Below are 21,587 nucleotides of genomic sequence, written 5' to 3'. Positions count from 1 at the left end.
TGCCTTCTGTGCCGCGGCCTGCCGTCTCCCGGACTTCCGTCTCCCGGCCCTTCGGCTTTCGGCCGGGCTCGTGGGCCGGTGCGCCGTCGGCGGTAGGGGTCAGCATGTTTCCGACCGCCTCTGTTGCGCCGGGACCGTGGTGGCGGGCAGCTCGATCAGGAATTCGGCGGCGTGGTGGCGGCCGTCCCGCTGGGCGGGCGCGTCATGGAGGTCGGGCAGGGCCTCGGTGAGGAGAAGCGGCCGGTCCATGGCCGCCGCCCGTTCGAAGACACGCAGCAGATGGGGATGGGCGAAGTCGAGGTAGACCGGCTTGCGGTCCTTGTCATGCAGCGCGGGACCCGTGAAACCCCCGGCGGGGCGCGGGGTGAGCACGCGCAGGAAGCAGCGCCGGGGCAGGCCGAGGGCGGCGCGCCAGGCGTGTATCCGGACCAGGTGGGCGGCGTCCCGCTCCCCGGCGGCACGTACGGGCGCCTGTCCCCGGTCGACGAACCATGTCGCGCGGCGCAGCACCACGCTTCCGAGGGCGAGCCGGGGCATCTTCTTCCAGCCCGTCCCGGGTGCCGTCCCCGCGCCGGGGCCGGACGGGGCGGCGGCCGGGTCCGGCGGGAGGAACTGCCAGAGCTGGGGCCAGTCCGACCAGAAGGTGTACGAGGCCGGGCCGAAGACCTCCACCAGCAGCCGGGCCGGCAGCGGAAGCAGCGGGGTGGCGAGCAGGCCAAGGTGCAGCGGTCGTACGACGCGGCCGGTGGGGCGGTGGGTGAGGCGCAGGTGCCCGGTGTGCCGGTCGTGCGCGACGTCCAGATCGGCGGGGCGGATCAGCCGGCCGGGGGGCCGGTGCGAGGTGGAGCCGTCGAGGTCGATCGCGTACCGGGTGGCGGGGGCGCGCTGGTTGAGGGCACTGCCGAAGGTGGCGTCGAACTCGGCGTACAGGAGGTTGCTCTGTGCGCTCTCGGGCGCTGTGACGGTGGTGTTCGGGTCCGAGTGTGTGTGCGGTGCGCCGAGGAGGCGGGCGGTCCGGGTGCGGCCGGTGCCGCGGCCGCCGGTGACCGTGTTGAGCACCAGGGCGAGTCCGGTGCCGGTGTGTGCGTCTGGGTGTGAGCCTGGGTGTGAGCGTGGGTGTGAGCCTGGGTGTGAGTCTGTGCCTGTGTGGGGCAGTGTCTGGACGTAGCAGGTGTGGCGGTCGCCGGAGGTGTGCGGCTCGGGCCAGGTGGCGCACAGCTCGCGGACGGCTCGTGGATCGAGCCGGACCGTGCCGTCGGGGCCGGGCGCGGTACCGGAGATCAGACGGCGCAGTCCGTCCTGCCGTCCCGCGTCCCGCGCGGTGGCGAACCCTGAAGCCGGTGCGTCCGGCCCGTTCGGTTCGGCTCGGTCCCAGTGGGCGCCGAAGTCCTTGAGGAAGGTGGACAACGGCCGTACGAAGCCCGGCCCGTAGGCGGTCGCGGCGCGCCGGCCCAGCGCTTCTCGCCGGGGCGCGAGCGCGTCGAAGGGGGCGAGCAGGGCGGGCACCAGGGCGAGATCCGCGAGGGCGGTCCGCCAGGCGGCCGGGTCGAGGACGGCGGCGGTGCCGGTGACGACGGTGTTGTGGAAGTAGGGTGTGCCGCCCTCCGGTTGCCCGGCCGGACCGAGCAGTCCGAGCCGGTGGGCCGCGTCCCTGGTGCGGATGTGCATGGCGGCGGCGATACGACCGTGGGAGGCGGGCTCGGCGGTGCGGGCGGCGTCCGCTCCGTCGCGGATCGCGCGCAGATCGGCGAGCAGGAGCGTGACGCGGTCGGCCGTCCGTGGATCGGTCGCTGGTGGAACGGCCGCCGGTATGTCGGACGACTGCGTGTCGGTGGGCCGTCCGGCAGTGGGCTGTTCTTCGGCCGGCTGCGCGTCGTGCGGTGCGGGCAGCCGCTCGCCGAGCCAGTCGCAGAGCGAGGCCGCGTCGACTTCCTGGTCCGGGAGGCCCAGGCGTACCTCCAGCAGGCCCAGCCGGACGAGTTGTGCGACGACGGCGTCGGCGGTGGCCGCCCAGGGCCGGGCAGGAGCGCCACCGGTCGGGACAGGGGCGCCACCGGTCGGGACGGCGGTGTCACCGGTCGAGCCGGACGCGCCGAGCAGGGCGCGCAGCCGCCGCGGGCTTCCGGCCTCGTGGACCGCCGTCAGGATCGCCTCCAGCGCCGGTGTGGCGGGCAGCGAGCGTACGGCGCCGGAGGGGCCCGGCACGGTGAACAGCCACTCCTCGTCCCCGCCGGGGGAGCGTACCCGGGTGGCCCACGGGTTGACCCGCAGCTCCACGGCCGCGTCCAGTTCGGGCAGCAGGGCGAGCGCGGCGGCGATCCGGGACAGCGGCAGCAGACTGGCTTCGGCCACCTCGGTCCGCGCGGTGCTCTCCAGGCGTACCGCGGCGCCCGCGTCCGCCGCCCAGCGGCCGAACCCGCTCGCGGCGAAGGTGGTGAGCGGGCTGGGTTTGGCCATCGCGCGGGCCGCGTACTTGGCCAGCCGGACGGCCGCCCCGTCCAGCGGCCGTCGTCCGGCTCGGGCGCGCTCGCGCCAGCGCAGCACGTCCGCGTACAGATCGGCGCTGGCGTATCCGAGACCGGCGGCGAACGACCGGTCCTCGACGAGCCCCGCCAGGGCCGCCGCGGCGGAACGGGTCTCGGCGGGGAGGGTGCGCTCCAGTTCGGCGAAGAGATTGTCCCGGGCGCCGAGGAGGGCGGCGTGCCGGTGCAGGCCCTCGGCGAGGTCGGCGCCGAGGACGTGCGGAGGGGCCGCCCTGTCCAGCAGTGCGGCGATACGAACGCCTTGGTGGACGGCTCGGCGCAGCCCCACCAGCCGGGCCTTGAACGGGCGTGCGGCCTCCGTGCCGATCACTGCGTACAGTTCCTCGCCGAGACGCGCCGCGTCGAGGGCGAGCCGCCGGTCCAACGAGGCGATCCGCACGGCGAGTTCGGTGCTGCGCGGGATGCGGGAGGCGTCCAGCGCGCCGGTGGGCAGGCCGGCGACGCGTACGCCGACGGGGGAGGAGAGGAGGTCGGCGGGGGGCGTGGAGCGTGGGCCGGCGGTGGGGCAGGCGGCCACGGGGGCGGGGTGGGCGTGCGGAGTCCCGGGGCTCATCAGAAGACCACCGGGACCCGGAAGGAGGCGCTGGGCCGCGCCGTGCCGAGGGCCACCTGGAAGAGGACCGTCTCCTCGTCCGGGGACAGGCCCAGCAGGTGTGCGGCGCGGGCGGCGTCATAGCCGTTGTGCACCCGGGCGCAGAGCCCGTGCCGGGCGGCGACGACACAGATGCGGTGGGCCACCGCCCCCGCGGTCAGATGCAGCCTGCGGAACGCGTCCGCGCCGTACTTCGCCACCGCCTCGCCGCGCCGGACGGCGATGTAGGCCGTGCAGGCGGTGGCGCGGAAGTTCACCGACACCCGGCCCTCGGTCTGCCCGATCTGCTCCAGCAGCGGGAGCGGGTCGCCGTCGTACACCAGGCGGGTCCGTCCGCCGTTGTGCACATGGTGCCCCGGCTCGGTGCCGGTGACCCGGCCGACCAGCAGATGGCAGGAGAAGTCGTCGAACGGCGCGTCGGCGAGGGCGGCGCCGAGGTCGGGGAGCAACTGCGCCGGGGCGGGCACCGGGTCCGGGTCGAAGATCGCGGCACCGGAGTGGCGGGCACGCAGCACCGAGGCCAGGTCGGGCGGTAACCAGGCCGGTCCGTCTGTCCTCGGCGTGGCCGGGCCGCCGACGGAGCGCGACTCGGAGCCCAACTCCACATAAGCCATCGGGTGTTCGCCAGTGCCCGGCAGCCAGTCCGCGCACAGCCCGAGCAGGGTCCCCAGGTCCGCGCCGGGCCGGGCGCGCAGGCCGAGTGCGGCGGCCACCAGGTGCACCGCGCCCAGCAGCATCCCCGCCTCCTGGGCGCACAGGCGCGGCGCGTAGTCGCCGTAGAGGCGCGCGGTGCGGGCGAAGCGGCTGGTGATCACCAGGAACGCCGACGAGCCCGGGGCGGGCGGCCGCCGGGCTGCCGAGGAGCCGTCGAGGCCGACGAGTTGGTGATGAAGGGCATCGAAGCGGTACGCCGCCTCGGGGGTGACCAGGGTCAGTTCGCTCGGGTAGCGGCAGCGGGCGGAGGCCACCGCGCGGTGCAGCGGACGGCCGCCCGGGGTCGGATCGTGCTGGAGCAGGCCGTAGGAGTAGTGCAGCAGCGCGGCGAGGACGGCAGGGTCGGCGAGGTCGGCCGGGGAACCGGAGGCGGGCGGGAGCCGCAGCGGTGGCGGCGCCAGTGGCAGGCGGGGCCCGGCGGGGAGCGGGTCCTGCTCGGGGTCGGCCGTGCCCGGGGCCGGGGCGCCGGACGCGAGCGTGTCCGGGATCGCGCGGCGGGAGCAGACCGCCTCGGACCAGAGAGCCATGGGGAACGGACTGTCGGACGCCGTCACCTCGGCCGGGCGCGCCGTGCTCGCTGTGCCGGTCACGCCGCGTCCGCGCCGACGAAGCGGCCGGTGCGCAGGTCCAGTGCCACCGGCTCGGCGACCGGTGAGGGGCGGCCGTCGCCGTCCGGGCCGTCCAGCCCCGCCGTCCGGTACAGCAGGTGCAGGCAGAGCTGGTCGGCGGCGAGCGCGGCGACCGGGCCGCGGAGGTAGGAACTCGGCTTCCGCGCCCGTGCGTTGCCCAGGGCGCTTGCGGGCTCCCGCGCGGACCGGCCGCCGCCGTCGGGCGAGTCGGCGGGGGCCGGTGACTCCGGCGAACTGCGGGGATCGCTCACGGCGCTGATCACGACGTGGTCGCCTCGGCCCACCGCCTGCCCGTAGCGCACCCCGGCACGTTCCGCGAGTGTGTGGGCCCGTGCCATGGAATCGGGGGTGAACACATCGGAACCGAGCAGTAACACCCCTGTGTCGGGCGGGAGTCGGTCAAGAGGGCCGTCCAGCTCCTCGTGACGGAAGCAGTAGCCCTCCTCGCCGAGCAGCGCGACGCATTCCCGCAGCCGGGCCATGTCGTCCGTGGCCTCGTCGATGTGCACGCGTATGCGGGCCACACCCGAGGCGATCAGGGCGAGAACCAGCGCGCCCGCCAGCCGCCCCGCACCGACCACCACGGGGGCGCAGTCGCGGTACCGTTCGAAGCGGTGCTCGGGCGAGTCGGCGCGCGCCGCGACGAAGTCGATCAGCGCGGCGTGCCGTGCCCGGATCTGCGGACTCAGTCCGTGCGGCAGATCCCGCGCGGCATCCCGTGCGAAACCCTCCCTGACCAGCAGGTCCACCAGTGTGCGGACATGCCGGGCGGCCTGCGGCGCGAGTCCGGCGGTGAGCTGGTCCAGGCTGCTGCGGCCGTCCAGGAACGGCCGCAGCCGCTCCAGCCAGGGATACATGCCCGGCAGCGCGAAGGCGGCGGTGTGCCGGGGCCCGCTGATCACCACACCTCGGTCGGAGGGCAGCAGATGTGTGTCGGGAAGCAGTCTCGGCCTCATCGCCACCTCCATCGGGAGCCGCTGCGGGAATGTGCTTCCGCGGGCGCGCAGCCGCCGGCGGAAGCCGTGATGCGTGGCCTCTCGGCGGCCGACACTAACCGATTCAAATGGTCTAGTCCATCCTCTTCACAAGGGGAGACCGCCACGCTAGTGTCCCAACTCGTTGTCGCCAACACATTGTTGACGGCATGTCAAATCGGGAAGGAGGGTTCTGATGAACGAGTTCAGCAATGGCACGCCCTCGCTCGCTGACGCGGTCGCCGACCTCGCGCTGGACCTCGACCTCGGCTCGCTGGCCGAGGACGAGCACAGCCAGTCGCTGACGGCGGGTCACGGCATGACCGAAGTGAGCGCGTCCTTCTGCTGTGCCCCGCCGCCGAACTGCTGCAACTGCAGCTGTTCCTGAGCCGGCCGGCGGCGTGTGCCGGGCGGGGCGCCCCGCCCGGCACACGCCGCCACGGCGCACCCTGGGAGATGCGCCGTGAGTACGGTGCGACCGTGCGGATACCGGGCGCCGTCAGGCACTCAGCACTGAGGCCGCCGCCCGTGGTTCGCCTGGTGCTTGCGGCGGGCCTTCTTCTTCCGGCGACGCTTCGAGGACATGCAGACCTCCTGATGAGGCACGCGCGGGTGTTCCCCGGCCCATGCTTCCACAGCTCCCGGCGGTCCGCGATTCACGGGACGGAACCCCCGCATCCGGTCGGCCGGAGGCCGGTCGGCGGATCCGGCGGAATGCGATCATGGACGGGACATGTTCGTTCGCCCGTGAGGTGATTTCTTGAGGAAGGTGGCACTGCGTCCGTACGCACTGTTGCCTCGGCAGTACGACCACGAGAAGGTGCTGGCGACCACGGTGGACGCCTGGGGCCGGGCCCTCTGGCTGATCTGCCCCGACGCGGAGGTCCGCACGAGCCGGTACGGCTGGACTTCCCCCGTACCGCGCACCAGCTCGTACGACGCGGTTCTGGTCATCAGCAGGGGCTCCGCAGTCCGGGAGCGGCCCTTGCACGGCATCACCCTGCAGGTGGTCCACCTGGACGCGCTGCCCCATGGGCGGGTCGTCCTGCACGGCTACGGTGCAACGGCGGACCAGAACACGCAGATCCATGGTGCCGACGGTCGGCAGCGTCATGGTTTCGACATGGGGATCGCCGTCGAATACCTGATGGCGGACCGGCGCCATCACCTGTGGAGCGCCTGCTTCGACGAAGGTGTCTACGTGGACCCGATCAGCGCGGCCGGCCTGGTGCGCTGGGACAGTGGTGGCAACCACGAGTGGGGTTACCGGCCACCCGCCGGTGTCCCAACGGCGCCCCCCTCAAGCGGTACGCACAGCCCGTCGGGCGGGGTCGTCATCTCTACCTGCACGGCTCATCGCGAAGGCAGTGGTACGTGATGAGTATCTAGGAGCGTGGGTCAGTAACAGGCAACTGGTCGGGTGGCCGTGAGCGGTGGGATCAGTCGCGGTCGTCCAGTCGGCGCCTGTGAGGCCGGGATGGGGTTCTGCCCATCAGGTGTGCGGCCTGGTCGGACCGTGACGGGTCCTGGGCCCGGCTGATCAGCCGGCCATGGCGGCGAGTCCGGCGGTTCCGGCGTGTCGGAAGATCTTGCGGAGGTTGTGGCAGGCGGCCAGCAGGCTCCACTCGCCGCGAGCGCCGTCTTCGCCGCGCAGGAGGAGCTGGCGGCCGTTCTGGCAGGTCATGATCTGGCCGAAGACAGGTTCGACGATGGCTTTGCGGCGGCTGTAGGCGGCCTTGCCGGGCTTGGTCCGCACTTTGCGATCTTCTCAAGATCGGCGTGTGGCCGATGGGTCGGGCGGGCGTAGCGGAGCCAGTACCCCAAGCCGACAAGCCGACGGTCGAGGTAAGCGGCCCGCAGGGCCGCATCCCCGGCCTGCACCGCAGAGACGACGTGGCCGAGAAGTTCCGCCACCTCATCCCGCGAGGGTGGTTCGACCCAGCCCAGCGCGGCACCTCCACTGACCAGGTCCGCCAGGATCCGGTGGGCCGACTCGGCAAACCGGATCTCCAGCTCCGGATCGGAAGTCAGCTCCATGGTGTCAAGGATGACTGGCTCAGTGGTCACACCGCTGGTCATAGCTCGATTCATGACCGGCAGCCTAGGCCAGCCCAAGGCACAGTCGAGACCCCCACGCTCCAGCCTCGGCGGAAGCCAAGCCCGTTACTGACCCGTGCTCCTAGCCGGCGAGGCGGTCACACGCGCACACCGACATGCTGCCGGGCTGCTTGGTGAGCGTGGGCCGCGCCCACCGCTGGTTCCCGGCGCTGCTCGCCGACTGCACCTTCGAGGGCATCGGCTACAGCATCGCCAACACCTTCCTGGTCGCCGCGACCCAGCAGGGCGTCGGCGGCCGGCTCGGCGGGGGAGCCTGGATCGTGGCGGGTCTCGCGGCCCTCCCGTCGTGCGCGCTGTGGGCCCGGGTGGCCCGTCGCTGGTCCAGGCCGGTCCTGCCGCGTGCCTCGCTGGCCCTCCAGGCCGTCGGTATCGCCCTGTCGGCGCTGGTCGGCGGCGCGGGACCGGCACTCGTGTCCGCGGTGCTGTCCGGTGCCACGTTCATGGGCGTCAGTACGATCGCCCTGGCCGTCGGGGCCCACCTCCGGGTGTCGCGGGCGGTGGCTCTGCTGACCACCGGATACGGCGCCGGAGATCATCGCCCCCCTCCTCGCCGCCCCGCTGCTCAGGCACGGCTACCATCAGGCGCTGCTGCTCGGCAGCGCGATGGTCCTGCTCGCCGCCCCGCTTCCGTCGCCGTCTGCGTCCGCTGCCCGCACCACCTCGCCCGGCGCCCGCCCCGGCCTGAGCCGCCCCGCGCGGGCGTGCGGCCCCCCCAAAGGAGAGGCGGCTCGTGTCCCTCAGGCGAGTGTCACCTCCACCGGCAGTCTCTTGACGCCGTTGACGAAGTTGGAGCGGACCCGGGGGACGTCGCCGGTCAGGCGGATGCCCGACAGGCGGGGGATCAGTTCCTCGAACAGGATGCGGATCTCGGTGCGGGCGAGCAGATTGCCCAGGCACAGATGGGGGCTGCCCTTGCCGAAGGTGACGTGGTCGTTGTCGCGGCGGGTGACGTCGAAGCCGTACGGGTCGGGGAAGACCTCCTCGTCGCGGTTGCCGGAGGCGAACCACATGACGACCTTGTCGCCCTCCTTGATGTGCCGGCCGCCGAGTTCGACGTCGCGGGTGGCGGTGCGTCGGAAGTGGTAGACGGGGGAGGCCCAGCGCAGGAACTCCTCGACCGCGCCGGGGATCAGGGAGGGGTCCTCCTGGAGGCGGGCCAACTGCTCCGGGTGCTGGAGGAGGGCCAGCATCGCGTGGGTGATGGTGTGCCGGGTCGTCTCGTTGCCGGCGACGACCAGCAGCAGGAAGTAGTTGTCGAAGTCCTGCGGGGAGAGCGGCACCCCGTCGCGCGGGGTCTCGTTGACGAGCCGCGAGACCAGGTCCGTGCCGGTGCCGCCGCGCCGCCGCCGGGCCAGTTCGCGCCCGTAGGCGAAGACCTCCAGCGAGGCGGGGGAGCGGAAGGGCAGATCGCGGTACCGCTCGCTCTCCGCGCTGTGCAGGAGCACGTCGGCGTAGTCGGGGTCGGTGTTGCCGATGATGCGGTTGCCCCAGTCGATGAGCCGCTGGTTGTCCTCGGGCGGCACGTCCAGGAGGCGGGCGAGGACGTTGATGGGGAAGTCGGCGGAGACCTCCTTCACGAAGTCGAAGGAGCCCTTGGCCAGCGCCGCGTCCAGGGTGGTGGCGGTCAGGCCGCGCAGGAAGTCGGCGTAGCTGTCGATGACGCCCGCGCCGAACTGCCGCTGGAGCAGGCGGCGCAGGGCGCGGTGGCGGACTCCGTCCAGTTCCAGCAGGGAGGCGCGCCGGGCGATCTGGTCGTCGTCGACCTCCTCCAGATTGACGAACCGCGTGGAGGCGAACGTCTCGGCGTCGCGGTCGACGCGGGCGATGTCGGCATGCCGGGTCACCGCCCAGAAGCCGGAGTTGGGGGACTCCTCGGGCTGCCAGTGGACGGGGTCCTCGTGGCGCAGGGTGTGGAACATGCGCCAGGGGGTCACGCCGTCGGTGAAGTTGTCGAGGTCGGTGAGGTCGACGTCGGCCAGGGCCAGCGGCTCGCGTACGGCCTCGGACACGAGCGGGGCGGTCGGGGTCATGGGGTGTGCCTCCTCGGGGTCACAGGTGGTAGGCGTACTCGGTGAACTCCCAGTCGGTGACGTGCCGTTGGAAGCGCGCGACCTCGTCGCGCTTGTAGGTGAGGTAGGAGGCGGTGAAGTCCTTGCCGAGCAGGTCGGTCAGCGCCGTGTCCGCCTCCAGCGCGTCCAGGGCGGCGGGCAGGCTGCCGGGCAGCACCGCGGACCGGGCGGAGTCGTAGCCGTAGCCCTCCAGCGGGGCCGGCGGCTCCTCGCCCGCCAGGACGCCCAGCAACGCCGCCGCCAGGGTTCCCGCGATCAGCAGATAGGGGTTGGCGCCCGCGTCGCCCAGGCGCAGTTCGAAACGGGTCGCCGCGCCGCGCTCCGGCGGGATCCGGACCATGGCGCTGCGGTTGTCCAGACCCCAGTCGATCAGCCAGGGCGCGAGGGTGTCGGGGCCGAAGCGCTTGTAGGAGTTGACGGTGGGGTTGGCGAGCGCGGCGAGCGCGGGCGCGTGGGCGAGGACCCCGGCCACGGCGTGGCGCGCGGTCGCGGAGAGGCCGTACGGGGCCGCCGGGTCGGCGAAGGCGCCGGCGCCGTCCTCGTCCACGCAGGACAGGTGCAGGTGGAATCCGGAGCCGCCCGCGGAGTTGAAGGGTTTGGCCATGAAGGTGGCCAGCCGGCCTTCCTTGCGGGCGAGTTCCTTGACGGCCGCCTTGAAGCGGAAGGCGCGGTCGGCGGCCTCCAGGGCATCGGAGTGGGTCAGGTTGATCTCGAACTGGGAGCCGTCGTACTCGTGGTTGCCGCCGCTGACGCCGATGCCGAGATCGCGCAGCATCCGCAGCGTGCGCAGCAGGTGGTTGTCGCCGTCCGCGCGCAGCCCCGCGGTGTAGACGACGCCCTGGGCCTCGCTGTAGCGGCGCCAGCCGGACTCCGTCTCCGGGGCGGCGTCGCACAGGAAGTACTCCAGCTCGGGGCCCACCACCGGGCGCAGCCCGTGCTCGGCGCACCGCTCGACGACGGCGCGCAGCAGGTCGCGGGGGGACTCGGGCGCGGGCAGTCCGGTGGCCGGGTCGGTGACGTCGCCCAGGCAGGCGGCGACCCCGGGCTCCCAGGGCAGGGCGGTGAGGGTGTCCAGGTCCGGGTGGACGCAGATGTCGGGCAGTCCGGCGTCGAGGCCGCCGGGGACGGGGACCGTGTCGCCCTGGGGGCTGGTGTGGTAGACGGCGCGGCAGAAGGCGAGGCCGTGGTCGCAGGCGGCGGGCAGGTGGTCGAGCAGGACGTCCCGGGCCCGTTCGGTGCCGATGAGGTCGGGATAGGTCACCCGGACCACGTCGATGCCCTCGGCGGCCAGGCGTTCCAGGTGCCGGCGGACGGACGGTGCGTCGGATGCGCTCACCGGTGTCTCCTCTGGAGAAAGGGGGCGCCTGTGACGGCTCGGGCGCCGGGGAGAAGGGGGAAGAGGCGGGAGAAGGCGGGAGAAGGCGGGAGAAGGAGGAAGAAGAGGCGGAGGGGGAGGCGGTCTCGGACTGCGGGAGGGCAGGAGGCCGCAAGCTTGTTTGACCGCAAACGGTAGGGCTGGGCGACGCGCTCCCGCAAGAGGGTCGTCACGGAAATTTATCCATCCGGATAGCTATTGACCAGGGCCCTGCCGCTTCCTATCTTGTTTGAAGCCAAACGAGTCGGGGATCCGGTGTCCCCCCGTGTCCCTTGGCCGGGGCCCGGCCCCCGCGGTCGGGCCCCTTCTCCACCACTCCGACGCCCCCTCAGCCCCAGGAGGACCGGCCATGAAGGTCGTCGTCGACATGAACAAGTGCCAGGACCACGGTCAGTGCGTCTTCGCCGCCCCCGACGTCTTCTCCTTCGACGACACCGGACACCTGGCCCACGTCCCCGACCCCGACGAGTCACTGCGCGACGACGTCGAGGAGGCCGCCGACGTCTGCCCGCTCCAGGCCATCCGGATCGAGGGCTGAGCCGTGCCCGCCACTGTGGTCGTGGCCGGTGCCTCCCTGGCCGGTCTGCGCGCCGCCGAACAGCTGCGCGCGGCGGGCTGGGACGGCCCGGTCACGCTCGTGGGGGACGAACCCCACATGCCCTACAACCGCCCGCCCCTCTCCAAGGAGGTGCTGGCCGGCCGGGCGTCCTTCGCCTCGCTCGCCCTCAGACCCCGCCCCGCCGTCCACGACGTGCGCTGGCGGCTGGGTACCCGCGTCGTCCGCGCCGACCTCGACCGGCGCACCGTCACCCTCGCCGACGGCGAGACCCTGCCGTACGGCGGACTCGTCGTCGCCACCGGCACCCGCCCCCGCCGGCTCTCCTGCCCCGGCCCGCGCGCCGGCCGGCACACCGTGCGCACCCTGGACGACGCCCGGGGTCTGCGCACGGCGCTGGCCCGGCCGGGCGCGCGGGTGGTCGTGGTGGGCGCCGGGTTCATCGGCTGCGAGGTCGCCGCCACCGCCGTCGCCCTCGGCGCCGCCGAGGTCACCGTCGTCGACCCGCTGCCGCTGCCCATGGTCCGCCCGCTCGGCGAACTGCTCGCCACCGCACTGCTGACGCGCCACGAGCGGCGCGGGGTGCGGTTCGCCCTCGGCACCGGCGTGACCGCGTTCACGGGCGACGACCACGTCACCGGGGCCGTCCTGGCCGACGGAACGGTCCTCGCCGCCGACGTCGTGGTCGAGTCGGTCGGCTCCCTCCCCAACACCGAATGGCTCGACGGCAACGGCCTGGACCTCACCGACGGCGTACGCACCGACGCGCACCTGCGCGCCGGCGGCCGCCCGGACGTCATCGCCGTCGGCGACGTCGCCCGCTTCCCCAACGCCCGCTACGACGGCGTACCGCGCCGCGTGGAGCACTGGTCGATGCCAAGCGACACCGCCCGGCACGCCGCCCGCACCCTCACCGCCCATCTCACCGGCACCGAAGAGGCCCGCGCGCCGTTCGCGCCGCTGCCCACCTTCTGGAGCGACCAGCACGACGTCCGGCTCCAGTGCTTCGGCGCGCCCGCGCTCGGTCTCGACGACGTACGCGTCCTCGACGGCGACCCGGCCGGGGACCTGGTCGTCGGCTACCACCGCGGCCGGCGTCTGGTGGGCGTCGCCGCCCTCGGCGGACCGGCCGCCGCAGCGGCCGCCGCCCGCCACCGCGCCGCCCTGGCGCAGCCGCCCGCCCTCATCGCGTAAGGAACACCAGCCATGACCACCGTCCGCGGATTCCTCCACCCCAAGACGGCGACAGGTGCCTCGTCGCTGATCCCCGCGCCGCCCTGGCGCTACTCCGGCGACCTGCTGACCGTCGAGTACCGCACCGACCCGGACCGGGTGCGCGCCCTGCTGCCCGAACCGCTCGAACTCGCCGAGGAGGACCCCGGCGCGGTCGCGCTGATCTGGGCCGACTGGCAGTCCTGCTCGGCCTCCGGCGCGGAACTCCTCGACCCGGTGCTCGCCCAGTACAAGGAGGCGTTCGCGGTCGTCCGCTGCCGCTACCGGGGCCGGACCTACAGCCGCTGCGTGTACATCTGGGTCGACAAGGACTTCGCGATCGCCCGCGGCCTGCACCAGGGCTACCCGAAGAAGCTCGGCTCGATCCACCAGACCCGCCCCCACCCCTACGGGCCCGCCCCCCGCATCGAGGCCGGGGCCCGCTTCGGCGCCACCCTCGCCGCCGCCGACCGGCGCCTGGCCCAGGCCGTCGTCACCCTGCGCGAACCCGCCCCGGCCAACGGCTTCGTCAACGCCCACCCGATGGCCCACCACCGCTGGCTGCCCTCCGTAGAGAAGGGCGGCGGCCTCGCCCTGGACGAGCTGGTCGAGTCCGGTGCCGCCTCCTTCGAGGGCGGCCGGTCCTGGGTGGGCGACGCCGACCTGGAGCTGTTCGCCTCGCCCACCGAGGAACTGGCCCACCTGGAGATCCGCGAGCCGATCGCCGCGTACTACCGCCAGGTCGGCGTGGTCTGGGACGGCGGCCGGCTGCTGGAGTCGCACACCTCCGGCGCCCAGTGACCGCACCGTACGACCCCGAGGAGCCCCACCGCATGAGCACACACCTCACCACCGTCGCCGGCGTCGCCGTCGACACCCGGCACTTCATCGGCGGCGAACGCGTCGCCTCCACCGAGACCTTCACCGACGTGTCCCCCATCGACGGCAGCGTCCTGGCCGAGATCTCCCGGGGCACCGCCATGGAGGCCGCGGCGGCCGTCGCCGCCGCCAAGGCCGCGTTCCCCGCCTGGGCCGCCACCCCGCGCGCCGAACGCGCCCGCCTCCTGCACGCGATCGCCGACGGCGTCGAGCGGCGCCTGGAGGAACTCGCCCTGGTCGAGACCACCGACAACGGCGCCCTGCTGCGCTCCCACCGCCGCGGGGTCATGCCCCGCGTCGCCCACAACTTCCGTTTCTTCGCCGACTGGTTGCTCGAACTGGACCACGAGGACTTCACCACCCGCGGCCACACCAACCACGTCACCTGGGACCCCGCCGGGCCCTGCGTGCTGATCACCCCGTGGAACGCCCCGCTGATGCTGGCCACCTGGAAGGTCGCCCCCGCACTCGCGGCCGGTGACACGGTCGTCCTCAAGCCCGCCGAATGGTCCCCGCTGACCGCCTCGCTGCTCGCCGACATCGCCACCGAGGCCGGACTGCCCGCCGGTGTCCTCAACGTCGTCCAGGGCTACGGCTCCGAGGTCGGCGACCCCCTCACCGCGCACCCGGACGTGCGCCGCATCAGCTTCACCGGATCCGTGCCGACCGCCCGGCACATCGCCGCGTCCGCCGCCGCGAACCTCACCCCGCTCAGTCTCGAACTCGGCGGCAAGTCACCCCTGCTGGTCTTCGCCGACGCCGACCTCGACCTCGCCGCCGACCTCGCCGTCGAGCAGTACGACAACGCGGGACAGGTGTGTCTGGCGGCCACCCGCATCCTGGTCGAGGCCCCGGTAGCCGAGGAGTTCACCCGCCGCTTCACCGAGAAGGCGGCCGCGCTGAGGCAGGGCGACCCGAGGGAGGAGGCCACCGACATCGGGCCCACCATCCACCCCCGGCAGCTGGAGAAGATCGACGGCTTCGTGCGGCGCGCGCTGGAGGCGGGGGCCCGCGCGGTGATCGGCGGCCACCGGGGAGCTGGCCAGTACTACGCCCCCACCCTGCTCACCGACGTCCGGCAGGACTCCGAGATCGTGCAGGAGGAGGTCTTCGGACCCGTCCTGACCCTCCAGACGTTCGACGACGAGGACGAGGCCGTACGCCTGGCCAACGACACCCGCTTCGGACTCGCCGCGACCGTCGCCACCGGCGACGCCGACCGCGCCGCGCGGGTCACCGCACGCCTGGTCGCCGGCACCGTCTGGGTCAACTGCTTCTTCGTCCGCGACCTCAAGGCGCCCTTCGGAGGCTCCCGCCACTCCGGGGTCGGCCGCGAGGGCGGCACCTGGAGCTTCGACTTCTACTGCGACGTCAAGAACACCGTCACCGCGCCGAAGGGATTCAAGGACCATGGGTGAGATCGTCGGGGCGGGACTGCTCGCCCATGTGCCCACCATCGTGCTCCCCGAGAAGACCCGCCGGGAACTGAACGAGGGCAGGGAGGTCACCCTCGTCACCGGTCTCAGGCAACTGCGCCGAGTCGTCTTCGAGCGCGACGACTACGACACCGTGGTCGTCCTGGACTCCCACTGGGCCACCACCGTCGAGTTCGTCGTCACCGCGCAGCGCCGCCGGGCCGGCCTGTTCACCTCCGAGGAACTGCCGCGCGGTATGTGCCGCATGCCCTACGACTACCCGGGCGACCCCGAACTCGCCCGCAACATCGCCTCGTTCGCCGACACGCACGGCACCTGGATCACCCCGATCGACGACACGTACCTGCCGGTCTACTACGCCACGCTCAACCTGTGGAAGTACCTCGGCGAGGGCCTGCCCGACAAGCGCTGGGTGTCCATCGGCGTCTGCCAGACCGGCGACATGGAAGACCATCTGCGCCTGGGCCGCGCGCTGGCCGACGGCATCGCCGCCACCCCCGGCCGCCGGGTGCTGCTGATCGCCTCCGGCGCGCTGTCGCACACCTTCTGGCCGCTGCGCGAGCTGCGCGACCACGAGGCCAGCGACCCGGCGCACATCTTCACCCCCGAGGCCCGCGCGGCCGACCTGGAGCGCATCGACTGGTTCCGGCAGGGCCGCCACGACAAGGTCCTCGACACCATGGACACGTTCTGGAAGTACCGGCCCGAGGCGAAGTTCTTCCACTACCTGATGATGGCCGGCGCCCTGGGCGAGCAGGCGTGCACCGCCCCGGGCCGCCAGTACGGCGAGTACGAGAACTCCGTCGGCACCGGCCAGGTCCACCTCTGGTTCGACCGTCCCGAGGACGGCTGGACCGGCGCGGGACTGCCCGCCCCCGCCTCCCGCACCCCCCGCGACCGCGCCTAGAAAGGCCCCGCCCCATGCCCGAGTACCGCCGCATCCTCCTGGACGGCCAGGTGACGGAGACCGTCCGCGACGGCGACGAACTGATCGCCGGGGACGGCCGCCGCGTCCCGGCCGCGGACGCGGTCCACCTCCCGCCGGTCGTCCCGTCCAAGGTCGTCGCCGTCCATCTCAACCACCGCAGCCGCGTGGAGGAGTTCGGCATCGGCCTGCCCGCCACCCCCACCTACTTCCACAAGCCGGTCTCCGCGCTCAACGCCCACGGGGGCGCGATCGTCCGGCCCGAGGGCTGCAAGTGGCTCAACTACGAGGGCGAGGTGGCGATCGTCATCGGCAGGACCGCGCGCAACATCTCCCCCGCCGAGGCGGGCGCGTACATCGCGGGCTACACCGTGGCCAACGACTACGGACTGCACGACTTCCGCGACACCGACGCCGGGTCCATGCTCCGGGTCAAGGGCTCCGACACCCTGTGCCCGCTCGGCCCCGGCCTGGTCACCGACTGGGACTTCCGCGGCAAGCGGCTGCGCACCTACGTCAACGGGCAGGTGGCGCAGGACGGTTCGACCGACGAGATGCAGTGGGACATGCACTACCTCGTCGCCGACATCGCCCGCACCATCACCTTGTGCCCCGGCGACGTCCTGCTGTCCGGCACCCCGGCCAACTCCCGTCCGGTGCGGCCGGGGGACGTGGTCGAGGTCGAGGTGGAGGGCCTCGGCCGGCTCACCAACCACATCGTGAGCGGCCCCACCGCGATCCGCGCCGACGTCGGCGCCCAGCCGACCGAGTCGGAGGAGGTTCTGTCCACCGCGCTCGGCGGCGACTGGGAGTTCCGCGGCATCAGGCCGCCGAGGCGCTGAGCGCGGCCGCGCCGGTAGGGTCGGGGGCATGACCGACCCCCAGCAGCCCGCGGACGGCCGCCGCGGCCGCAAGCGCGTGACGCACTACGGCACCGGACGGGTCGCCCTGCTGGACGCCGCCGTCCGCGTGGTGGCCCGGGTCGGTCTGCGCGGGCTCACCTACCGGGCGGTCGCCGAGGAGGCCGGGGTCACCCACGGGCTCGTCGTCCACCACTTCGGCTCCCGGGACGCGCTCATCGAGGAGGCCGTCGACCACGCGGTCCGCGCCTCGCTCGGCGTCAGCGCCCTGGAGGGCGGCACGGGCCGGGCACCGGACTTCGCCGCGGGCCTCGGGGCGATGGTGGAGGCCGGTCCCGACCTTCAGGCGTTCCAGTACGAGCTGATGCTGGAGGCCCGCCGCAGGCCGGAGCTGCTGCCGCAGCTGCGCGCCCTGTACGAGGGGTACTTCGCGACGGCCGGGAGCGAGCTGTCCCGGATCCTCGGCCGCCCGGCCGGCCGGGGTCTGTCCCGGCTGGTCTTCGCCGCGCTGGAGGGCCTCGTGCTGCACCAGCTCGTCTTCGGTGAGCGCGAGGTGACCGAGGAGGCGCTGGCGCGGCTGCGGGAACTGCTCGCCGGACTGGCCGCGGACGGCCGGGACGTCGAAGGCACTCCCGCCGCCGACACCGACACCGCCGCCGACACCACCACCGGCGACGCGGCCGGGAGCTGAGCGCACCCGGTCCCCGCCGTACCCCCGCCCGGGTGGCCCTGGGCCGCCCGGCCGCGGGCGTGCGCCGCCGAGGACGGCCCGATTCCTGTCGTCCGCACCCCTTGTCAAACGGATAGTCCCGCACCACCATGGGGCAACTCGTTTGGGCCGAAACGACTTCCCCCTTCTTCTGGCAGGTGAATCCGAGTGGACAGTCACACGGTGCCCGCGGAGCGGACCGTACGGGACGCCCCCGCCACAGCCGCGCTCAAACCCGACGCCCTGGGTGTCCTGGGCATCCTCTTCTTCGTCCTGTCCGGCCAGGCCCCCCTGACCGGCATCGCCGGGGCGGCCCCGATCTCGGTCGCCATCGGCAACGGCGCGGGCACCCCCGCCGCCTATCTGCTGGCGGGCGCGGTCATCCTCCTCTTCTCCGTCGGGTTCGTCGCCATGGGCCGTCATGTCGTCGACGCCGGCGCCTTCTACACGTACATCGGCAAGGGCCTCGGCCGGACCGCCGGCGCGGGCAGCGCAGCCGTCGCGCTGTTCTCCTACTGCGTCATCCAGGCCGCCATGTACGGCCTGTACGGCGCCACACTGAGCACCCTGGTCGCCCACGACACGGGCCTGGACCTGCCCTGGTGGGTGTGGACGCTGGCGACGATGGCCCTGGTCCAGGCACTGGCCGCCACGGGCATCGAGGTCGGCGCCAAGGTGCTGGCCCTGCTGGTGTGCGCCGAGTTCACCGTCCTGCTCGTCTTCGGCCTGGTCACCCTGGCCAAGGGAGGCGGCCCCGAGGGACTGGGCACGGCCGCCAGCTTCTCCCCTTCCGCGGCCCTCCAGGGCGCGCCGGGAGTCGCCGTCATGTTCGCGGTGGCGTCCATGTTCGGCTTCGAGGCCACGGCCATCTACGGCGAGGAGGCCCGCGACCCCAAGCGGACCGTGCCGCGTGCCACCTACCTCTCCGTCGTGGTGGTGACCTGCTTCTTCGCCCTGACCTCATGGATGCTGGTCTCGGCCCACGGGGCGTCCGGGGCACCGGAGGCGGCGGCCGCGGCACTGGCGGGCGGCGACGCCTCGGACTTCGTGTTCGCGCCGATCGCCGCACAGTTCGGCCACTGGATCGACACCGTGCTGCCCGTCCTGCTCGCCACCTCGCTCTTCGCGGGCATCCTCACCTTCCACAACTCCGCCAACCGCTACCTGTTCGCGCTCAGCCGCGACCGGCTGCTGCCGCGGGGCCTGGGCAGGCTCAACGCACGCCGCGCCCCCTGGGCCGCCGGATGCGCGCAGACCGTCATCGCCCTGGCCCTGGTCGTCCCGTTCGCCCTGCTCGGCAAGGACCCCGTGGTGAGCCTCTTCTCCTGGTTCAGCGGACTGGCCGTCCTGGCGATGATGCTGCTCTACCTGCTGACGTCCGTCTCGGTGATCGTCTTCTTCCGCCGCACCGGCCTCGACCGCCGCCGCTGGAACACCGTGCTCGCCCCGGCCCTGGGAGCGGCCGGTCTCGCGGGCGCCGTCTGGCTGATCCTGGCCAACTTCACCACCCTGATCGGCGGCGACACGGGCACGGCCGTCCGGCTCGTGCTCTCGGTGCCGGTGGTGATGCTGCTCGGCATCGGTGCCGACCGGCTGCGCCGCCGGGGCACCACGGTCACCGGCTGACCCGCGGCCGCCGCGCACCACCCCGCTCCCCTCGTCTTCCCTCATCTGCCCTCATCCCGCCCCCTCATCCTTCCGTCCCGCACCGCTCCGGTCCGCACCACCCACGAAAAGAGGACGCACGGTGGACGCCACCCACGACGACTGGATCCGCCGGGCCACGGCGCTCCGGCTGAACGGCGCACACGTCATCGACGGCCGCGACCACGCGGCGGACCGCACCTTCGCCGTCGTCTCCCCGAGGGACGGCCAGGTGCTCGCCGAGGTGGCCGACGCGGACGCGGCCCAGGTGGACCTGGCCGTCGCCGCGGCCCGCCGCGCCTTCGACGACGGCCCCTGGCCGCGCCTGGCACCCGCCGAACGCGGCCGGACCCTGCTGCGCGTGGCCGACCTGATCGAACAGCGCCGGGCGGACCTCGCCCTCACCGTGAGCCTGGAGATGGGCAAGCCGATCAGCGACGCCCACGACATCGAACTGCGCGCCCTGATCAACACCTTCCGCTGGTACGGTCAGCTCGCCGACAAGCTCACCGACGAGTCCCCGCACACCGCGCCCGACGCCCTGGCCCTGGTCACCCGCGAACCGGCGGGCGTCGTGGGCGCCGTCGTCCCCTGGAACTTCCCCCTCACCCTGGCCGGCTGGAAGATCGCCCCCGCCCTCGCCGCCGGCTGCACGGTCGTCCTCAAGCCCTCGGAGCACTCACCGCTGTCCGCCCTGGCACTCGCCCGCACCGCCGCCGAGGCGGGCCTGCCGCCCGGTGTCCTCAACGTCGTCAACGGCGACGGACCAGGCGCCGGACGGGCCCTCGGCCTCCATCCCGGCGTCGACGTCCTCGCCTTCACCGGCTCGACCGCCGTCGGCCGCCACTTCCTGCGCTACGCCGCCGACTCCAACCTCAAGCGGGTCTGGCTCGAACTGGGCGGCAAGTCACCCAACATCGTCCTGCCCGACGCCCCCGACCTGGACCGGGCCGCCGCCACCGCCGCCTGGGGCATCTTCTTCAACCAGGGCGAGATGTGCACCGCGCCCTCCCGGCTGCTGGTGCACACCTCCGTCGCCGAACGCGTCACCGACGCCGTCGTCGCCCGCGCCCGCACCCTGCGCGTCGGAGACCCCCTCGACCCGGCCACCGAGATGGGCGCGCTGGTCGGCCGCGACCACCTCGACCGCGTACTCGGACACATCAGGGCCGGTACCGGCTCCGGCGCCCGGCTGCGTACCGGCGGAGAGCGCACCCTGACCGGCACCGGAGGCACGTATCTCCAGCCCACCGTCTTCGACCGCGTCGCACCGGACAGCGCGCTCGCCCGCGAGGAGATCTTCGGGCCCGTCCTGTCCGTCCTCGCCTTCGACGACCTCGACGAGGCCGTGGCCCTCGCCAACGCCACCGACTACGGACTCGCCGCCGGACTGTGGACCACCGACCTGTCCACCGCCCACCGCGTCTCCCGCGCCCTGCGGGCCGGCACCGTCTGGGTCAACTGCTACGAGGAGGGCGACCTCACCGTGCCCTTCGGCGGCATGAAGCAGTCGGGCAACGGACGGGACAAGTCCGTGCACGCCCTGGAGAAGTACACCGAACTGAAGACCACCTGGATCCAGCTGTGAACGACACCCGCGCCGCCCGCCGGCCCCTCATCGCAGTCCCGGCCCGCTTCTCCGCCTCCGCCTCGGCGCTGCGCCACGCGGCCGAGGTCAACGCCCGCGCCCTTGTCGAGGCCGTCTGGCGGGCGGGCGGCGAGCCCGCCACCATCCACCCCCACGCCCCCGGCGGCGTCTGCGACCCGGCCCAGGCAGCCGCCCGGCTCGCCCGCTTCGACGCAGTCCTGCTCCCCGGCGGCGGGGACCTGGCGCCCCACCGCTACGGGGCGCACGAGGCGCACGAGGCCGTCTACGACGTGGACGACGAACAGGACGCCTTCGACCTGGAGGTGGCCCGGCAGGCACTCGCGCTGAAGCTGCCGCTGCTGGCGGTCTGCCGGGGCCTCCAGGTGGTCAACACCGCCCTCGGCGGCACCCTGCACCAGGACATGGGCGGGCCGGGCCGCGAGCACCGGCATCTGCGCCACCCGGTGTCCCTCACCCCCGGATCCGCCGTCGCCGCCGTCACCGGAGCCGACAAGGCCGAAGCCTCCTGCTACCACCATCAGCACGTCGACCGGCTGGGGAGCGGCCTGACCGCCACCGCGTACGCCGCCGACGGCACCGTGGAGGCGGTCGAGGCGGCGGCCGGGATCGGCGGCTGGTTCCTGGCCGTGCAGTGGCACCCGGAGGACACGGCCCGCGAGGACCCCGCCCAGCAGCGGCTGTTCGACGCGCTGGTCGCCGCCGCGCGCGACCCCCGCTGACCGGGCGGCGCGGCGGGCGGCGGT

At 73.4% G+C, this 21,587-nt stretch carries 18 protein-coding genes and 3 pseudogenes; 13 read left to right on the top strand and 8 right to left on the bottom strand.

Going from position 1 to position 21,587, the window contains the following annotated elements; translation table 11 throughout:
- Positions 1 to 99: 99 nt before the first annotated feature.
- From R4Z62_RS00905 to R4Z62_RS00895, 3 genes are read right to left on the bottom strand one after another with little or no spacing between them, the layout of a single operon-like run.
- Positions 100 to 3,096 (bottom strand): lantibiotic dehydratase, encoded by a 2,997-nt coding sequence (locus R4Z62_RS00905; RefSeq protein WP_491518835.1) that lies wholly within the window; start codon positions 3,094 to 3,096, stop codon positions 100 to 102.
- Positions 3,096 to 4,376: a nitroreductase family protein gene (locus tag R4Z62_RS00900; RefSeq protein ID WP_491518834.1), complete on the bottom strand. Its 1,281-nt coding sequence runs from the start codon at positions 4,374 to 4,376 to the stop codon at positions 3,096 to 3,098. Before R4Z62_RS00900 ends, R4Z62_RS00905 begins: the two co-directional genes overlap by 1 nt.
- A 59-nt stretch (positions 4,377 to 4,435) precedes the next feature.
- Entirely contained in the window at positions 4,436 to 5,434 is a 999-nt protein-coding gene (locus tag R4Z62_RS00895) for a hypothetical protein (RefSeq protein WP_491518833.1), read from the bottom strand.
- 214 nt (positions 5,435 to 5,648) lie between these two features.
- On the opposite strand from R4Z62_RS00895, the gene R4Z62_RS00890 reads away from it, so the two are divergent.
- The gene (locus R4Z62_RS00890; RefSeq protein WP_018566125.1) at positions 5,649 to 5,840 is read left to right on the top strand and encodes a thiomuracin/GE37468 family thiazolyl RiPP peptide; all 192 of its coding nucleotides are present in this window, start codon (positions 5,649 to 5,651) and stop codon (positions 5,838 to 5,840) included.
- Between the two features lie 119 nt (positions 5,841 to 5,959).
- Here the strand turns inward: R4Z62_RS00890 and R4Z62_RS00885 are convergent, their stop codons facing one another.
- Positions 5,960 to 6,037, bottom strand: coding sequence for a 50S ribosomal protein bL37 (locus R4Z62_RS00885; protein WP_491521817.1), 78 nt, complete (start codon positions 6,035 to 6,037; stop codon positions 5,960 to 5,962).
- Between the two features lie 175 nt (positions 6,038 to 6,212).
- On the opposite strand from R4Z62_RS00885, the gene R4Z62_RS00880 reads away from it, so the two are divergent.
- Positions 6,213 to 6,830, top strand: a complete 618-nt coding sequence (locus tag R4Z62_RS00880; protein ID WP_491518832.1) for a hypothetical protein — start codon at positions 6,213 to 6,215, stop codon at positions 6,828 to 6,830.
- Between the two features lie 162 nt (positions 6,831 to 6,992).
- Here R4Z62_RS00880 and R4Z62_RS00875 read toward each other — a convergent pair.
- Both R4Z62_RS00875 and R4Z62_RS00870 read right to left on the bottom strand, forming a co-directional pair.
- Positions 6,993 to 7,214, bottom strand: a pseudogene (locus R4Z62_RS00875) (transposase); the annotation flags it as partial.
- A pseudogene (locus R4Z62_RS00870) lies at positions 7,211 to 7,531 on the bottom strand (GNAT family N-acetyltransferase); the annotation flags it as partial. The pseudogenes R4Z62_RS00870 and R4Z62_RS00875, both read right to left, overlap by 4 nt.
- Positions 7,532 to 7,719: 188 nt before the next feature.
- Here R4Z62_RS00870 and R4Z62_RS00865 point away from each other — a divergent pair.
- A pseudogene (locus tag R4Z62_RS00865) lies at positions 7,720 to 8,043 on the top strand (YbfB/YjiJ family MFS transporter); the annotation flags it as partial.
- Between the two features lie 264 nt (positions 8,044 to 8,307).
- On the opposite strand, the gene R4Z62_RS00860 reads toward R4Z62_RS00865, so the two are convergent.
- Together R4Z62_RS00860 and R4Z62_RS00855 are read right to left on the bottom strand one after the other, a co-directional pair.
- Positions 8,308 to 9,600, bottom strand: coding sequence for a cytochrome P450 (locus R4Z62_RS00860; protein ID WP_491518831.1), 1,293 nt, complete (start codon positions 9,598 to 9,600; stop codon positions 8,308 to 8,310).
- 19 nt (positions 9,601 to 9,619) lie between these two features.
- Positions 9,620 to 10,975 carry a glutamine synthetase family protein gene (locus tag R4Z62_RS00855; RefSeq protein ID WP_382844079.1) on the bottom strand — a complete coding sequence of 452 codons (1,356 nt, stop codon included), beginning with the start codon at positions 10,973 to 10,975 and terminating at the stop codon, positions 9,620 to 9,622.
- A 388-nt stretch (positions 10,976 to 11,363) separates the two neighbouring features.
- Here R4Z62_RS00855 and R4Z62_RS00850 point away from each other — a divergent pair, with 388 nt between their 5' ends.
- From R4Z62_RS00850 to R4Z62_RS00805, 10 genes are all read left to right on the top strand, one after another.
- On the top strand, positions 11,364 to 11,552 hold the full coding sequence (locus tag R4Z62_RS00850) for a ferredoxin (RefSeq protein ID WP_064530933.1): 189 nt from the start codon (positions 11,364 to 11,366) through the stop codon (positions 11,550 to 11,552).
- 3 nt (positions 11,553 to 11,555) lie between these two features.
- Positions 11,556 to 12,764 carry an NAD(P)/FAD-dependent oxidoreductase gene (locus R4Z62_RS00845; RefSeq protein WP_491518830.1) on the top strand — a complete coding sequence of 403 codons (1,209 nt, stop codon included), beginning with the start codon at positions 11,556 to 11,558 and terminating at the stop codon, positions 12,762 to 12,764.
- Positions 12,765 to 12,776: 12 nt separating this feature from the next.
- On the top strand, positions 12,777 to 13,583 hold the full coding sequence (locus R4Z62_RS00840; RefSeq protein WP_064530931.1) for an acetoacetate decarboxylase family protein: 807 nt from the start codon (positions 12,777 to 12,779) through the stop codon (positions 13,581 to 13,583).
- A 32-nt stretch (positions 13,584 to 13,615) separates the two neighbouring features.
- The gene (locus tag R4Z62_RS00835) at positions 13,616 to 15,079 is read left to right on the top strand and encodes an aldehyde dehydrogenase (protein ID WP_382844083.1); all 1,464 of its coding nucleotides are present in this window, start codon (positions 13,616 to 13,618) and stop codon (positions 15,077 to 15,079) included.
- On the top strand, positions 15,072 to 16,004 hold the full coding sequence (locus R4Z62_RS00830; RefSeq protein ID WP_491518829.1) for a 3,4-dihydroxyphenylacetate 2,3-dioxygenase: 933 nt from the start codon (positions 15,072 to 15,074) through the stop codon (positions 16,002 to 16,004). Before R4Z62_RS00835 ends, R4Z62_RS00830 begins: the two co-directional genes overlap by 8 nt.
- A gap of 14 nt (positions 16,005 to 16,018) precedes the next feature.
- Positions 16,019 to 16,864 (top strand): fumarylacetoacetate hydrolase family protein, encoded by an 846-nt coding sequence (locus R4Z62_RS00825; protein WP_064530929.1) that lies wholly within the window; start codon positions 16,019 to 16,021, stop codon positions 16,862 to 16,864.
- Positions 16,865 to 16,892: 28 nt separating this feature from the next.
- Entirely contained in the window at positions 16,893 to 17,573 is a 681-nt protein-coding gene (locus R4Z62_RS00820; RefSeq protein ID WP_064530928.1) for a TetR/AcrR family transcriptional regulator, read from the top strand.
- 186 nt (positions 17,574 to 17,759) lie between these two features.
- The gene (locus tag R4Z62_RS00815) at positions 17,760 to 19,217 is read left to right on the top strand and encodes an APC family permease (protein ID WP_491518828.1); all 1,458 of its coding nucleotides are present in this window, start codon (positions 17,760 to 17,762) and stop codon (positions 19,215 to 19,217) included.
- A gap of 121 nt (positions 19,218 to 19,338) precedes the next feature.
- Entirely contained in the window at positions 19,339 to 20,823 is a 1,485-nt protein-coding gene (locus R4Z62_RS00810; protein ID WP_355480413.1) for an aldehyde dehydrogenase, read from the top strand.
- On the top strand, positions 20,820 to 21,563 hold the full coding sequence (locus R4Z62_RS00805; RefSeq protein ID WP_355480415.1) for a gamma-glutamyl-gamma-aminobutyrate hydrolase family protein: 744 nt from the start codon (positions 20,820 to 20,822) through the stop codon (positions 21,561 to 21,563). The genes R4Z62_RS00810 and R4Z62_RS00805 overlap by 4 nt, the downstream gene beginning before the upstream one ends.
- The last annotated feature ends 24 nt before the right edge of the window (positions 21,564 to 21,587 follow it).

The sequence above is a fragment of the Streptomyces sp. PL-25 genome (assembly GCF_058344915.1).
The sequence above is the reverse complement of the archived record's forward strand: the minus strand, read 5'-3'. Positions and strand labels throughout refer to the sequence as shown.

Coding starts and splice junctions, on each gene's coding strand:
- R4Z62_RS00905 (WP_491518835.1), bottom strand. CDS start 3,096: ATGAGCCCCGGGACTCCGCACGCCCACCCCGCCCCCGTGGCCGCCTGC.
- R4Z62_RS00900 (WP_491518834.1), bottom strand. CDS start 4,376: ATGGCTCTCTGGTCCGAGGCGGTCTGCTCCCGCCGCGCGATCCCGGAC.
- R4Z62_RS00895 (WP_491518833.1), bottom strand. CDS start 5,434: ATGAGGCCGAGACTGCTTCCCGACACACATCTGCTGCCCTCCGACCGA.
- R4Z62_RS00890 (WP_018566125.1), top strand. CDS start 5,649: ATGAACGAGTTCAGCAATGGCACGCCCTCGCTCGCTGACGCGGTCGCC.
- R4Z62_RS00885 (WP_491521817.1), bottom strand. CDS start 6,037: ATGTCCTCGAAGCGTCGCCGGAAGAAGAAGGCCCGCCGCAAGCACCAG.
- R4Z62_RS00860 (WP_491518831.1), bottom strand. CDS start 9,600: ATGACCCCGACCGCCCCGCTCGTGTCCGAGGCCGTACGCGAGCCGCTG.
- R4Z62_RS00850 (WP_064530933.1), top strand. CDS start 11,364: ATGAAGGTCGTCGTCGACATGAACAAGTGCCAGGACCACGGTCAGTGC.
- R4Z62_RS00840 (WP_064530931.1), top strand. CDS start 12,777: ATGACCACCGTCCGCGGATTCCTCCACCCCAAGACGGCGACAGGTGCC.
- R4Z62_RS00835 (WP_382844083.1), top strand. CDS start 13,616: ATGAGCACACACCTCACCACCGTCGCCGGCGTCGCCGTCGACACCCGG.
- R4Z62_RS00830 (WP_491518829.1), top strand. CDS start 15,072: ATGGGTGAGATCGTCGGGGCGGGACTGCTCGCCCATGTGCCCACCATC.
- R4Z62_RS00825 (WP_064530929.1), top strand. CDS start 16,019: ATGCCCGAGTACCGCCGCATCCTCCTGGACGGCCAGGTGACGGAGACC.
- R4Z62_RS00820 (WP_064530928.1), top strand. CDS start 16,893: ATGACCGACCCCCAGCAGCCCGCGGACGGCCGCCGCGGCCGCAAGCGC.